Annotated in this window: 19 protein-coding genes; 18 read left to right on the top strand and 1 reads right to left on the bottom strand. The window is 28.2% G+C overall.

Going from position 1 to position 14,516, the window contains the following annotated elements; translation table 4 throughout:
• Positions 1–202: 202 nt before the first annotated feature.
• From EHU54_RS01965 to EHU54_RS01880, 18 genes are all read left to right on the top strand, one after another.
• On the top strand, positions 203–652 hold the full coding sequence (locus tag EHU54_RS01965; protein ID WP_400248661.1) for a hypothetical protein: 450 nt from the start codon (positions 203–205) through the stop codon (positions 650–652).
• Positions 653–802: 150 nt separating this feature from the next.
• Positions 803–1,426 carry a uracil phosphoribosyltransferase gene (gene upp, locus EHU54_RS01960; RefSeq protein ID WP_400248660.1) on the top strand — a complete coding sequence of 208 codons (624 nt, stop codon included), beginning with the start codon at positions 803–805 and terminating at the stop codon, positions 1,424–1,426.
• Positions 1,395–1,853: an MG406 family protein gene (locus EHU54_RS01955; RefSeq protein WP_400248662.1), complete on the top strand. Its 459-nt coding sequence runs from the start codon at positions 1,395–1,397 to the stop codon at positions 1,851–1,853. The genes upp and EHU54_RS01955 overlap by 32 nt, the downstream gene beginning before the upstream one ends.
• The gene (locus EHU54_RS01950) at positions 1,840–2,658 is read left to right on the top strand and encodes a F0F1 ATP synthase subunit A (RefSeq protein ID WP_400248659.1); all 819 of its coding nucleotides are present in this window, start codon (positions 1,840–1,842) and stop codon (positions 2,656–2,658) included. The genes EHU54_RS01955 and EHU54_RS01950 overlap by 14 nt, the downstream gene beginning before the upstream one ends.
• 52 nt (positions 2,659–2,710) lie before the next feature.
• Positions 2,711–3,013 carry an ATP synthase F0 subunit C gene (gene atpE / locus EHU54_RS01945; RefSeq protein ID WP_004028354.1) on the top strand — a complete coding sequence of 101 codons (303 nt, stop codon included), beginning with the start codon at positions 2,711–2,713 and terminating at the stop codon, positions 3,011–3,013.
• Between the two features lie 41 nt (positions 3,014–3,054).
• A complete protein-coding gene (gene atpF, locus EHU54_RS01940) occupies positions 3,055–3,585 on the top strand; it encodes a F0F1 ATP synthase subunit B (RefSeq protein ID WP_400248658.1) in 531 nt (176 codons plus the stop codon).
• Positions 3,586–3,591: 6 nt separating this feature from the next.
• On the top strand, positions 3,592–4,137 hold the full coding sequence (locus tag EHU54_RS01935) for a F0F1 ATP synthase subunit delta (protein WP_348735607.1): 546 nt from the start codon (positions 3,592–3,594) through the stop codon (positions 4,135–4,137).
• 16 nt (positions 4,138–4,153) lie between these two features.
• The gene (gene atpA, locus EHU54_RS01930; RefSeq protein WP_400248657.1) at positions 4,154–5,725 is read left to right on the top strand and encodes a F0F1 ATP synthase subunit alpha; all 1,572 of its coding nucleotides are present in this window, start codon (positions 4,154–4,156) and stop codon (positions 5,723–5,725) included.
• Between the two features lie 16 nt (positions 5,726–5,741).
• Entirely contained in the window at positions 5,742–6,599 is an 858-nt protein-coding gene (atpG, locus tag EHU54_RS01925; protein WP_400248656.1) for an ATP synthase F1 subunit gamma, read from the top strand.
• Between the two features lie 14 nt (positions 6,600–6,613).
• Entirely contained in the window at positions 6,614–8,011 is a 1,398-nt protein-coding gene (atpD, locus tag EHU54_RS01920; protein WP_400248655.1) for a F0F1 ATP synthase subunit beta, read from the top strand.
• Between the two features lies 1 nt (position 8,012).
• Positions 8,013–8,276: a F0F1 ATP synthase subunit epsilon gene (locus EHU54_RS01915; RefSeq protein ID WP_353486540.1), complete on the top strand. Its 264-nt coding sequence runs from the start codon at positions 8,013–8,015 to the stop codon at positions 8,274–8,276.
• 143 nt (positions 8,277–8,419) lie between these two features.
• Complete coding sequence (locus tag EHU54_RS01910; RefSeq protein ID WP_400248654.1) at positions 8,420–9,250, top strand: Cof-type HAD-IIB family hydrolase; 831 nt, start codon at positions 8,420–8,422, stop codon at positions 9,248–9,250.
• 14 nt (positions 9,251–9,264) lie between these two features.
• Positions 9,265–10,116 carry an HAD-IIB family hydrolase gene (locus EHU54_RS01905; protein ID WP_400248653.1) on the top strand — a complete coding sequence of 284 codons (852 nt, stop codon included), beginning with the start codon at positions 9,265–9,267 and terminating at the stop codon, positions 10,114–10,116.
• An 82-nt stretch (positions 10,117–10,198) separates the two neighbouring features.
• The gene (secG, locus tag EHU54_RS01900; RefSeq protein WP_400248652.1) at positions 10,199–10,495 is read left to right on the top strand and encodes a preprotein translocase subunit SecG; all 297 of its coding nucleotides are present in this window, start codon (positions 10,199–10,201) and stop codon (positions 10,493–10,495) included.
• Between the two features lie 77 nt (positions 10,496–10,572).
• Entirely contained in the window at positions 10,573–12,690 is a 2,118-nt protein-coding gene (gene rnr, locus EHU54_RS01895) for a ribonuclease R (protein WP_400248651.1), read from the top strand.
• Between the two features lie 13 nt (positions 12,691–12,703).
• Positions 12,704–13,135, top strand: coding sequence for an SsrA-binding protein SmpB (gene smpB / locus EHU54_RS01890; RefSeq protein ID WP_400248650.1), 432 nt, complete (start codon positions 12,704–12,706; stop codon positions 13,133–13,135).
• 374 nt (positions 13,136–13,509) lie between these two features.
• Positions 13,510–13,818, top strand: a complete 309-nt coding sequence (locus EHU54_RS01885) for a hypothetical protein (RefSeq protein WP_400248649.1) — start codon at positions 13,510–13,512, stop codon at positions 13,816–13,818.
• 57 nt (positions 13,819–13,875) lie between these two features.
• Complete coding sequence (locus EHU54_RS01880; protein WP_400248648.1) at positions 13,876–14,061, top strand: hypothetical protein; 186 nt, start codon at positions 13,876–13,878, stop codon at positions 14,059–14,061.
• 185 nt (positions 14,062–14,246) lie between these two features.
• On the opposite strand, the gene EHU54_RS01875 is transcribed toward EHU54_RS01880, so the two are convergent.
• Complete coding sequence (locus EHU54_RS01875) at positions 14,247–14,372, bottom strand: hypothetical protein (protein WP_400248647.1); 126 nt, start codon at positions 14,370–14,372, stop codon at positions 14,247–14,249.
• Between the last annotated feature and the right edge of the window lie 144 nt (positions 14,373–14,516).

Raw genomic sequence — 14,516 nt, 5'->3', positions numbered from 1 at the left:
TTAAATTTTTAAATAAAAGACATAATTAATTAAAATTATAATTTGCTATTAGTATCTTTTTAAAAATATTTACAATTATTTTAATAGGTTATGCAAGAAGTCTAATAATGGTGCTTCTCTTGTTACAGCTAATAAGGTACAAGAGCCTTGACAAAATAATAATAGCCAGCAAAAAGATAAAACTTACTTAATTGAATCTGAAGTGTTTTGAAATAAAGCATTAAAAGTAGCGAAAATTAACTATAAAACAGAAAAAGTTAATTTAACAGCGTTAGGAATTAATAATTTAAATGAGTTAAAAATATTTTCTGTCGTTTGTTTGCCTGACTTTGAAATAACAGTTAATGATAATAAGATTGATAATCCAAATTATTTTGCACTATTTATTCCTACAAGTGATTTAAAAGTACTTACGAATGAATTTGATTGGGTAATGTTAGATAATAAAAATGATTTTAGAACAACTATTAATAAGGAATGATATTCAGGTTATTTTTATATGAAGGGAGTTGTTTGAATGGATATCAACACTGCAATTTTATACTTAAAATTATTTTATAGTTTTGAGATTACAGAAGAATCACCTTCATCTTCTAATTACATTAATCTAAGGATAAAATCAGGTTCAACATTACAAGTGATAAGAAAATAATGAAAGATTAAAAAAAGAAATAAGTTTGAAAGTTCAATTTATTTCTTTTTATTTAATTATTTTTAAAAATGTAAGTAATTCCAAATTAAATCTTGGTATTATCTTTATAATTATGTTAAAATCTAATAAATTAAGGAGGAAAAGTAATTAATGTCATTTACTGTAATAAAACACCCGTTAATTTTGGATAAATTAACAAGAATGCGCAAAAAGGAGAGTAATTCAAAGGTCTTTAAAGAAAATTTAGATGAAATTTCGCAATTAATGGCGTATGAAATATTTCGAAATATTGAATTAAATGAATTTGAAATTGAAACACCAGTAGCAAAAACAAAGGGATATAAAATTGCAAATGATATTGTTTTATTTCCAATTTTAAGAGCAGGCTTGGGGATGGTCGATGGAATTATTAATTTAGTCCCAAACGCTAAAATTGGACATATTGGATTATACCGAGATGAAAAAACCTTAGAACCACATGAATATTTTGCCAAAAAACCAGAAAATATTAATAAAGCAAATGTTTTAGTTTTAGATCCAATGTTAGCGACAGGGGCCAGTGCTAATGTGGCAATTCAAAAAGTTAAAGAATGAGGAGCAACTAATATTAAATTAGTATGTTTGGTAGCTGCACCTGAAGGAAAAAAATGTATTGAAGAGCATCATCCAGATGTTGATATTTATGTTGCTGCATTAGACCAACGTTTAGATGAGCATGGTTATATTATTCCTGGTCTAGGTGATGCTGGAGACCGTATTTTTGGAACTAAATAAAAAAAATAAATTAAATTGAAAAAACCATTTTAAAGGTATAAAATATAAAATGTCAATAATAAGTTTAATAATATTTTTGGGAATACTAATAGTATTGACGATGATATATTTGACATTAAAACGAGATTGAACTTTATACACAGGATTAGTTTTGGGGTGTTTGTTTTCTCTTATAGGTTTCTTAATCATTTGTTTTTCTGGATGATTGTTAAGTATAAGTTTAAATAAGTACTTTTTTATCTTATTGTACCTAGTTCGCTTAGTGATTTATGCTATACCTATAGTTATTTATGCTGAGAATACTAGTTTTTTTAGTATCTACACAATAATTGTTGGAATTAGTTTATGTACATTTTCATCATTATTTGCAAATGTTAAATTTCCCATTCATCAACGCAGAAAGGAAAAGAAAAATGGCAATGAATAGTAACTTTGGTCAATTTCTTGCAATGGATTTAATCCCTGATCCAAATAAAAGTGGAATGGATGCATGAAGTTATACAATTTTATTACCGCAATTAGTAACGATAGTTATTACTACCTTTATTATTATGCTTTTATCAATAGATTATTATAAACGCTTAAAAAAACTTGGTCCAACCGATATTCCAACTGGTTTAGTACTTTTTGCTGAAATTACAATTAAGTGAGTTGAAAAACAAGTTGTTGATTTGATGGGACCAAAATATAAATTTTTAACAGTTTATGTTATATACTTATTATTGTATATTGGGATTGGAAATTTAATGAGTGTTGTTGGGTTTGAATCACTTGCAACAGCTTATACTGTCCCATTATCAATGGGATTGGTTACCTTTTTTGGAATATATTATTTTGGGATTAAATATCAAAAACTAGTATATTTTAAAAAGTTTTTTGTCAATCCATTAGAATTATTAACCCAATTTGTTCCTTTGATCTCAATTTCATTTCGTTTATTTGGAAACATTTTGGGAGGAACAGTTATTATTACCTTGTTTACAGTTTTAATGAGCTTTATTTGAGGACAGATTCCTTATATTGGGCCTGTTGATTTATTAGCTGGTGTATTTTTACCTTTTTTAAGTATTTATTTTGATGTTTTTGATGGTTTAATTCAAGCATATATTTTTGCAATTTTAACAATTGCCTATTGGGCAATGGAAATGAAAACAGAAACCAAAGATAAAAACGAAAAGATAATTAAGTTAAAAAAAGAACAAAAAATTAAAAATGTTAATTTAAATGGCTAAAAAAGGATTAAAATAAAATTATATATTTGTTAAGGAAGAGGAGAATTATAATATGATAAATTTTATGACAATAGATTTGCTATCGAATATGATGACAATATGATTTATGGCCGGAATTAATGATGGTTTTACAAAGGGAATGTCATTATTGGGTGCAGGATTAGCTGCCATTGGTTGTTGTGGTTCAGGAATTGGACAAGGGTATACTGGTGGAAAAGCTGTTGAAGCAATTGCTCGAAACCCAGAAGTTGAAAGTAAAGTTAGAACACAATATATTATTGCTGCTGCGATTACTGAATCAGGGTCAATTTATGCATTAGTTATTGCGATTATTTTAGCATTTGTTACTGGTTAATGAAAAGTAAAAAGTTGGAAAGAAAAAAGGCTTAGATGTCTATGACAATGTGATTAATGTCAAAACCAATTGAACCAGCAGAAATTATTAATCAATTATTTCCTAATCTATGGGTTTTTATTGCGCATGTTATTGCGACGATTATTTTATTAATTTTATTATCAAAATGAGTTTATAATCCATTTCGAAAAGCAATGCGGGCTCGTCGCAATAAAATTCGAGAATTAATTCAAGATGCTGCTGAAAAACAAGCAAAAGCAACAATTGATCAAAAAGAAGCATCGAAATTGTTAACAACAGCGAAGGTAGAAGCAAATAGTATTATTGTTGCGGCTCGAACTGAAGCACAGGCAAAACGTCATCAAGTTTTAGAAACAGCAAAAGCTGAAGTTATGCAATTAAATGAACAGGCCCATAAAGAAATTCAAAAAGAAAAAGAGCAATATTATGATGATATTCGAAAATCAATTATTAATGTTGCTTTTAATGTAGCTGAGCAGTTATTAAGCAAAGAAATTAATAAAGAAAAAAATGAAAAATTGGTAGAAGAGTTTATCAAAGAATTAGAGTAGTAAGTTATGTTAGTTAGTGAAAAATTTATTGATAATTATGCAGCTGCTTTAATGGACTTGGCGCTTGAAACAAAAAAAATTGATCATTTTTTAGAAGTTAGTAATATAATCGTAGATTTATTTAAACAAGAACCAGATTATATTAAGTTAATGATGAATGCTGATATTGCAAAAGAAGAACGAAAGAACATTTTAGCAAAACCATTTCAAAAAGTTATTGATCCGTTAATTTTAAATGCCCTTTTTTTATTAATTGATCGTGAAGCTTTTTGTTATGTTAGAAGAATTTTTAAAAGTTTAAGAAAATTAATAAATATTAGTTATGATGTTCAATATGGAAATATTTATTCAACCCAACCACTAACAAGAAAACAAATTACAACAATTGAAACAAAATTAAGTAAAAAATTTGGCTATCATATTGAGTTAGTTAACAAAATTGATCCATCTTTATTAGGCGGAGTTCGGATTAAAATTAAGCACGAAATTATTGATGGTTCAATTGCAGGACAATTAGAAACAATGCGACAAAAAGCAATATATAATAAATAGAAGATGGGGTGAAAAAGTGGCTTTAAATGTAAATGAGATTTCCGAAATAATTAAAAAACAGATTAAAGAATATGGTAAAAAAATTGAAATTCATGAAGAAGGAACTGTTGTGACAGTTGGTGATGGAATTGCTTTAATTGATGGTCTTGACAATGCAATGATGAGTGAATTGCTAATTTTTCCGAATGAAATTTATGGAATGGTATTAAACTTAGAAGAAGGCGCTGTTGGGGCCGTTTTAATGGGTGACGATACAACAATCCGTGAAGGTGATCAAGTTCGTCGATCAGGAAAAATTGTTGAAACGCCAGTTGGTGATGCGTTGTTAGGCCGTGTTGTTAATGCATTAGGACAACCAATTGATGGGAAAGGACCATTAAAAGCAACAAAAACACGTCCTGTGGAACGAATTGCACCTGGTGTTATGACTAGAAAATCAGTTGATGAACCAATGGAAACGGGAATTATGACAATTGATGCGATGATTCCCATTGGGAAAGGACAACGAGAATTAATTATAGGTGATCGCCAGACAGGAAAAACAGCAATCGGAATTGATACCATCTTAAATCAAAAAGGGAAAAATGTAAAATGTATTTATGTTGCAATTGGGCAAAAAGCATCAACTGTTGCACAAATTGTCGAAAAATTACGAGCTGCTGGTGCATTAGAATATACAGCAGTTGTTTCAGCCACAGCAAGTGAATTAGCGCCATTACAATACTTAGCACCATATACTGGTGTTACTATTGGTGAAGAATGGATGGAATCTGGTGAAAATGTCATTGTTATTTATGATGATCTTTCAAAACATGCTGTTGCTTATCGAACAATGGCACTATTATTACACCGTCCACCTGGTCGTGAAGCATATCCTGGTGATGTTTTTTATTTACATAGTCGGTTATTAGAACGCGCCGCGCGAGTAACAAAAGAATATGGAGGCGGAAGTATTACTGCTTTGCCAATTATTGAAACACAAGCGGGTGATATTTCAGCATATATTCCAACTAATGTTATTTCAATTACTGATGGGCAAATTTTCTTAAATAATGATCAGTTTAATGCTGGAATTCATCCTGCGGTTGATGCGGGATTATCGGTGTCACGAGTAGGGTCAACAGCACAAATTAAAGCAATGAAACAAGTTGCTGGTTCATTAAAATTAGAATTAGCACAATATCGTGAACTACAAGCCTTTGCTCAATTTGGTTCTGATTTGAATGATGCGACAAAAGAAGTATTAGAACATGGAAAACGAGTAATTGAAATTTTAAAACAAAAACAATATTCACCGCTTTCACAAATTGACCAAGCAATCATTTTATTAGCAGTTAAGAAAAAAAGAATTCGTTGAATTCCAGTTGATAAAATTCAAGAATTTAAAGAAGAAATAATTGAATATTTTAATACAAAAGCAAAAAAATACTATACTGAATTAGCAAAGGCCAAAGCCTATAGCGATACCTTAATGACTAATATTGATAATGAAATTATTAATATTGTTAAAAAAATTACCAATAAAATTGCTGATTATAAACCAGAAATGTTTGGACAAATTGAAGAGTGGAAAAAATTAGGACAATAAAGGTTAAAAGGACAAAATGGCAGTCGGAACAGATTTAAAAAAACAAATTACTTCAATTACTTCAACATCTAAAATAACACAAGCAATGAAATTGGTATCGACAGCAAAATTAAAAAAAGTTGGTAAACGAATTTCTAATTCAAAACCATATTTTGCTGAAGTTTATACTGTTTTTAATGATATCATTAGTAAAGCAGATGATTCAATTTATCAAAAAAAAGATGGCATAAAAGATAGTAAACGTACTTGTTGAATCATTGTTAATTCAAATTTAGGTTTATGTGGTGGTTATAATATTAATATTAATAAGTTGGTGTTACAACAATTACGAAAAAGTGATTGTATTATTGCAATTGGTTCTAAAGCAGAAATATTTTATGCCCATAAAGGTTATGAAATTATGCAAAAAAGAAAAGATATTGATATTAATTTTTCTTATGATGATGCACGTGAGTTTGCACAAGAAATTTTATCTGGTTTTAATGGAAATACTTATGATGAAATTAAAATTGCTTATACAAAATTTATTAATAATGTAACTTTTGAACCAACAATTTTACAATTGTTACCAATTATTAAGGTAACACAACATGAAGAACCAAAACACATTAATGTTATTACCGAATTTGAACCAGATCCAGCAACGATTTTAGAAAACGCGGTGCCAATGTATTTAAATACCATTTTATTTTCATCAATCGTTGAATCACAGGTTTCAGAACAAGCATCACGGCGAGTAGCAATGGAAAATGCAACAGATAATGCAAATGCAATGTTAGAAAAATTATCGTTATTATATAACCGTAAGCGTCAAGCAGCAATTACACAGGAAATTACAGAAATTGTTGCTGGGGCTGGCGCGCAAGAAAATTAAGAGGTGGTTAAAAAATGGAGAAAAATGGAAAAGTAGTACAGGTGTTAGGACCTGTTGTTGATGTACGGTTTACGGAAGAATATTTGCCTGAATTATATAATGCTATTACGGTTAATAATAATGGTACAAAGTTAGTTTTAGAAGTTGTTCAACATATTGGTGGTGACACCGTACGGGCAATTGCCTTAGGACCAACAGAAGGAATGGTTAGGGGAATGGATGTGATTGATACAAAAGCGCCAATTACAGTTCCGGTTGGTGAAGAGGTTTTAGGGCGTATGTTTAATGTTCTTGGAGAAGCAATTGATGAAAAACCACAGCCAAAGACAAAGACAATGCGTCCAATTCACCGTGAAGCACCATCATATGAAGAACAACAAACAACAGCTGCAATTTTAGAAACAGGCATTAAAGTTGTTGATTTATTAGTTCCCTTTGCAAAGGGGGGAAAAATTGGTTTGTTTGGTGGTGCTGGAGTAGGAAAAACAGTACTAGTACAAGAGTTAATTAATAATGTGGCAAAAGCACATGGAGGAATTTCTGTCTTTGCTGGTGTTGGTGAACGAACACGAGAAGGTAATGATTTATATTATGAAATGATTGAAGCTGGTGTTATTGATAAAACAGCTTTGGTTTTTGGGCAAATGAATGAAACACCAGGAGCTCGTATGCGAGTTGCTTTAACTGGATTAACAATTGCTGAATATTTCCGTGATGATAAAAACCAAGATGTTTTATTATTTATTGATAATATTTTCCGTTTTACCCAAGCTGGTTCTGAAGTATCAGCCTTATTAGGACGGATGCCATCAGCAGTTGGTTATCAACCGACATTAGCAACCGAAATGGGAGCATTACAAGAACGAATTACTTCAACAAAAAAAGGAAGTATTACTTCTGTCCAAGCAGTATATGTGCCAGCGGATGATTTAACTGATCCAGCTCCTGCAACAACATTTGCTCATTTAGACGCTAAGGTTGTCTTAGACCGTGAAATTGCAGCATTAGGAATTTATCCAGCAGTTGATCCATTAGGAAGTTCGTCTCGATTATTAGACCCATTAGTGGTTGGTGAAGAACATTATGAAGTAGCACGAGGAGTACAAGAAATCCTCCAAAAGTTTAAAGAATTACAATCAATTATCGCCATTTTAGGGATGGATGAATTATCAGATGAAGATAAATTAGTTGTTGCAAGAGCACGAAAAATTCGTAACTTTTTATCACAACCATTTTTTGTAGCTGAAAAGTTTTCTGGAAAAACAGGGAAATATGTCCCTGTAGTAGAAACAATTCGTGCTTTTAGAGAAATCTTAGCAGGAAAATATGATGATGTACCAGAACAAGCATTCTTATATGTTGGAACAATTGATGAGGTTGTTAAAGCCGCCGAAGCTTTAAAACATAATTAAAATGGCGAATCAAATTAGTTTAAAAATTATTACACCACAAGGTATCATTGTTAATCGCTTAGTTGATATTATAACAGTGAAAACAATTACGGGATATATGGGTATTTTGTATGGTCATATTCCTCTTGTTTCAACAATTGTTCCATCTGAAATGACATACAAAGTTAATAATAAAGAATATAAATTAAGTATTGCTGGTGGAATTTTGCAAGTTGAACAAGAATTTGTTAAAATTCTTGCTGATGAAGTTGAACCTATTAGTTAGATACGAAAATAGAAATCTCTTTTTTGAGATTTTTTGTTTTAATTTTCTTAATTATAAATATAAAATAAAACATGATAGAATGATAATGTCTGAGACTACTTATATGATAAACTAAGTAATATTAAAAGAAGGTAGGCAATGTAATGATAGTAAAAATGATCGTGTGTGATATTGATGGAACATTAGTAACTGATAAAGATAAAAAGATTCCAACTATAAATATTGAGGCTTTAAAAAAGGCTCAAGCAATGCGTATTTTAGTAACGATTGCTTCAGGACGGGTTCCTAGTAGTTTATCTGATTATGCAACAACATTAGGAATTCTTGACCATTGTCCGTATGTTATTGGTGCTAATGGTGGGGCTGTTTTAAATTTAAAAACAAAAGAATATGTCTATGATGAAATAATTTCATATCAAGATACAGTATGAGCAATGAATATTGTTCGAGAATTTGGTCATGATTTTTATTTAGCACCACTTAATGAACAAGAAGCTTATGTTTCACAATCAAGCATTATTAAAGATGATCTTTTTTTATTTCGTAATACGGACATTAAAGCAATTGTTTTAGATTGAAATGAAATTCCGCAAATGCGTAAGGTTGTAATTTCTTGTCATGATGAACAAAAACAAAATTGGTTACGACAACAAATTGCGGTCAGTAAAACATTAAAGACAGAAGTTACGGGATATGGGTTTATTGAGATTATTCCTAAAAATGTTAATAAATGACAGGGAATTTTAAAATTAATTGAAGTACTTAAATATAAAGAAAATCACCATCTTGATTCAGATGAAATTATGTGTTTTGGTGATCAAATGAATGACTATGAGATGATTAAAAATTCAAAATATGGAATTGCATTAGCCAATGCTACACCGCAATTAAAAGAAGTTGCTTTTGCAGTAACTGCAAAAGATAATAATGCGGCAGGAATTGCTGATTATCTTTATAAGACAATATTAAAATAGGAGATGAGGTTGTCATGTTAAAAATTAATGGTAATCAAATTAAATTAATTGTTAATGATGTTGATGGTACATTGATTACTGATAAGCAAGAATTACCAACTCTTGTTCAAAATAAATTACTTGCATTGCAAGCAAAAGGGATTGCTGTATCAATTGCATCAGGACGAATGCCCCTTGGTTTTGATAATTACACAAGAGAATTAAAAATTAAGAATTATTGTCAATATGTTATTGGTGCTAATGGTGCTTTAGTGTATGATACTAAAAACAATAAGTCAATTTATAGTAATTTAATGCCAGTTTCGGATTTAGTTATTGTAATTGATATTTTATTAAAATATCAATGTGATTTTACAATTTCATATCAAGATGATGATAATTTATATTGTGCGGGTGAAAAATTATTAAAAATTAAATCAAAACCAGGTGCATTTTTAGATGGAATGAAGCAAGTAAAACCATTCTGTTTTGATGATATTAGAATAGCCAATAAAATTGTTGCAAAGCATTCATCCAAAATAATGTTTCAAGAAATGTATACAGCTTTAAAACAAGTTTTAAATATTAATGTTGAACCACTGTCTGAATATGGATGTGATATTGTACATGGTAATTCAAATAAAGGGCAAGCAATTTTACATTTAATTGATATTTTAAATCAAAGGCAAGGACGTGAAATTAAATTAGAGAATGTTTTATATTTTGGTGATAATTATAATGACCGTTCTGTGTTTGAAATTTTACCTTATGCAATTGCAATGGAACATAGTCCAACCCCGATTTTAAATTTAGCATACGATGTAGTTAGCAGCAATAATACCGGAGGAATTTATCATTATTTAAATAACCTTGAAAAAAATAATTAAAATTAATTTAAAATACAATAATTTTGGTAATTTTATAGTATTATTAATAGGAACATAATTTAATTTAGAGAGGGATGTTTTAATGAACCTATCAAGTATGATGTTTTTAGCAATTGAACCACAAGTAGCCAATACAATTATTTATGTTTTTGAAATAATTGCTTTAATTGTATCAATTATTATGATTGTTATTGGTTTATTACAAAACAAAAAAGCACAAACAGGGTTAAGTGCTTTAAATGGTGGTAATGATGAATTATTTGCTAATAGTAAAGAACGTGGGTTAGATCGAACATTATCTATTTTTATGTTAGCATTTGGTTCAACATTATTAGTTATTACATTATTGATAAATTTATTAACAAAAGTTCTATTGTAATAATTAAATCTTTAAAAATATCATTAATTGAAAAGAGATTTAAAAATGTCTCTTTTTTCATTTAGGGGGAAAGGTATATGCACGATCGAATTGTAGCTATTTTAAAAAAACAAACAAAACCAATTGATACGATTGAATTAGCACAGTTATTAGATATTAATAAAATTAATGATAATAAAATGATGTTAAAAGTTTTGGTTGAATTAGAAAACGATAATATTATTGAGGTCACACAACAACATAGGTTTTATTATTTTGATCCAAAAATTTATTTACGAGGAGTTATTAGCATTAATAAAAAAGGTTTTGGTTTTATTAAAATTAGTGAAAACCAAGAAGAATACTATGTTAAACAAGATGATTTAAATAATGCCTTAGACCAAGATCAAGTTTTGTTTATTTTAAAAAAACAAAAAAATATTAATAATTCTAAAAAAGCAGAAGCACAAGTAATTAAAGTTTTGAAGCGAAATAATGAATATGTAGTTGGAGTTATTAAAAAGAATCGTCATCAACAAAAATATTTAGAAATTTTAAATAATAAATTAACGCAATATCGTGCTAAAATTATTAATTTAGCTGAGGCAATTGAAAATACAATTGTAAAGGGAATCATTACAAATATTAATAGTAAAAACAATTTAATGCAAGTTAAAATCATTGAGATCATTGGTAATACTAATCAAATCGGTGTTGATGTCTTGGCTATTTTACATGAATTTAATATTCGTACTAAATTTAATGAAGAAACATTAAATGAAGCCAATCAAATTAAACAAGATGTTGATGTTGCAAGAATGTTAGTAGATAAATCACGCCGTGATTTACAAGCAGGAATGTTTGTTACAGTTGATGGGAATGATTCAAAAGATTTTGATGATGCTATTTTAGTTAAAAAAAATCAAAATGGTAATTATTTATTATTGGTTGCGATTGCTGATGTTGCACATTATGTTCCACAGAATAGTTATCTTGATAAAGAAGCTTTTGACCGAGGGTGTTCAGTTTATTTAATTGACCGGGTTGTTCCAATGTTACCAGAAAAATTAAGTAGTGGGATTTGTTCGTTAAATCCTTTTGAACCACGATTAACATTAATTTGTGAAATGGAAATTAATAAGCAGGGACATGTTGTTAATTCTAGTATTTATGAAGCTGTCATTATTTCAAAAGCGCGATTAACTTATGATGAAGTTAATAAGTTATTCTGCCAAGAAAAAAATCAAATCTCAGGTGAAATTGCTCAAATGTTGCTTTTAGCGCAACAGTTATATCAAATTTTAGTTTTAAAAAAAGAACATGATGGGGTTGTTGATTTTGATTTAGATGAACCAAAGTTTATTGTTGATAAAAATGGTAAGATTAAAGATATTATTGTGCGAGAGCGTGCTGATGCAGAAAAATTGATTGAGAGTTTTATGATTCGCGCTAATGAAACGGTAGCCGAAACAATTTATTGAATGGATTTGCCATTTGTTTATCGTGTGCATGATAAGCCAAAACCAAAAAAATTGTTTGATTTGTATACGCAATTATCTTATTTAGGTTTAAATATTAAAGGAAAGTTAGAAAATATTCATTCTAAAGATTTACAGCAAATTTTAAATAAGTTAAAGGATAAGGAAAATTTTAAAGTTATTTCAGCTTTAGTATTACGAAGTATGGAAAAAGCTAAATATAGTGATATTAATGATGGCCATTTTGGACTGGCATCTTGATGTTATACGCACTTTACTTCACCAATTCGGCGTTATCCCGATTTAGTTGTTCATCGTTTATTAAAAGAATATTTATTTCAAGGAAAAGTTAAAATTACTGATTTAGAACAAACGCGTACTTTTGTTAGTCATGCTAGTCAACAGTCATCCCTTGCAGAATTACGGGCAATGGAATGTGAACGAGAAGTTGACAAAATGAAAGAAGCTGAATATATGGAAGATAAAATTGGCTATGAATATGATGGCATTATTGCTGGAGTTACTTCGTTTGGAATTTTCGTTGAATTACCAAATACAATTGAAGGATTGGTTCATATTACTGATTTAAAAAATGACTATTACGTTTTTGATGAAAAAAGTTTAAAATTAATTGGAGAACGGAAACGAAAAGAATATTTTTTAGGAAAAAAAGTACGAATTAGAGTAAAGAAAGCAAGTAAAAAATTACGGCAAATTGATTTTGAACTAGTTGATTAAGGAGGTGATATTAATGTTGACAATTACAGTTAATAAAAAAGCACGGTATAATTATGAAATTATTGAAACCCATGAAGTTGGTATTGTTTTGACAGGCAGTGAGATTAAGTCAATTCGTAATAATGATGTATCAATTAATGAGGCCTTTGTTATTATTCGAAAAAATGAGGCCTTTGTTATCAATATGATAATTGCTCAATATAAATTTTCAACATCATATGTACCAGATGCTGATCGGACTAGAAAATTACTTTTGCATAAAAAAGAAATTAAAAAAATTTTGCAACGAATTAAATTAGAACGTTTAACATTAGTACCATTAAAGTTATATCTTAAAAATAATTATGCTAAATTAGAAATTGCTTTAGTTCGTGGGAAGAAGAATTATGATAAACGAGAAACAATTAAGCAACGCGATAATGAGCGTTTACGTCGGAAATATTAATTTTTAAAAAGTAGAAGGTAAAAAAGAATTAATTGAGGTAGTAAATTCAATAATTAAAGAAAATGATAAAAATAATGATGGGTTTACTCAATTTTCTGTAATTATTGAAAATTTACTTCGAAAAATTCCAGATTTTAATCCCAAAAATTATGGGGCACAAAATAATAAATTTTCATTATTTTTAAAAAACAATTTTGAAGACAGTTATGATTTTAAAGAAAAGGGAGGAATTTTATATATAAAATTAAAACAAGAGAAGAAACAATTATAATAAATATGATTAATAATAAGGAAATATATTATTTTTTAGTTAATATATGAGTGTAAAACTGTTAGAAGTTATAATAAAAGTATAAATAAGAGAGGAAGTAGAAATGAATACGGGAGAAATAGTTACAGTTATTGTTGCTTCGTTATCATTCATAAGTACAATTATTTCTTCAATATTTACTTTTATTGCTAATAAAAATAATCAACTAAATGAAGTAAAAATTGATGAAATACATAAAAAGTTAATAGAAAATCATTCAAGAATAATGGAAATTCTAATAAATAAAACATCTTCCACAATTGACAATGCAATTAATGGTTTTATAAAATTATTTAAACAAAGTAATAAAGATCAATCATATGAAAGAATGGAAGGGGAAATAACAAACTCCAATGAACCTGATATTAGTTAAAATATGCTTTTAAAATAAAAAAGTCATATGAAAATAATAATGTTTAGGAGGAAAATTATGACTTATAAAGATAAAGAAAAATTACAAGCAAAATTTATTAATGGATTTATTAAAAATGAATTTTATGATGTAATTTTTAATTACTGGACATTATTAAAGAATAAGCAGATTAATAATCAAAAGAAGATAGAAAAAAGAACATTGTCTAAACAATTGGCAGATAATTTGTTAAAAAACTATTAAATAATGGCCGTATAAATTATTTTGGGGTCTTAAATTAATATCTTAGAAATTGTGGAATAATATACCACTTACTTATTTAGATTGTATTACTTTTAATTTTATTGTCAATATATTTTTCTATTTTTTTAAATTTTTCCACAACAAAAATACATTTTTATTAAAGTTATTTAATTTCTTAGATAAAACTAATAAAAATATAAATTTTTTTGTAAATTATTATTTACAAAATTATTAACTGAATAATTAAATTTATTTTCTTCTAGCATTTGTTCATTAGTATTAAATAAATTAATCCTATTTTTTAATCCCATCATACTAGCATTTAATTTATTTCTAATAGTTTTTTCACTAGACTTCTTGCATAACCTAGTTATTTTAAAATTCCTATAAAATATATTTAAAATAGAAATTATAAGAATCTAAAATTATGAAATTTGATAAATTTGATTTTATTA

This window comes from Spiroplasma sp. ald (assembly GCF_044714355.1).
Taxonomy (GTDB): Bacteria; Bacillota_I; Bacilli_A; order Mycoplasmatales; family Mycoplasmataceae; genus Spiroplasma; species Spiroplasma phoeniceum.
This window is presented reverse-complemented; position numbering and strand designations above follow the sequence as displayed.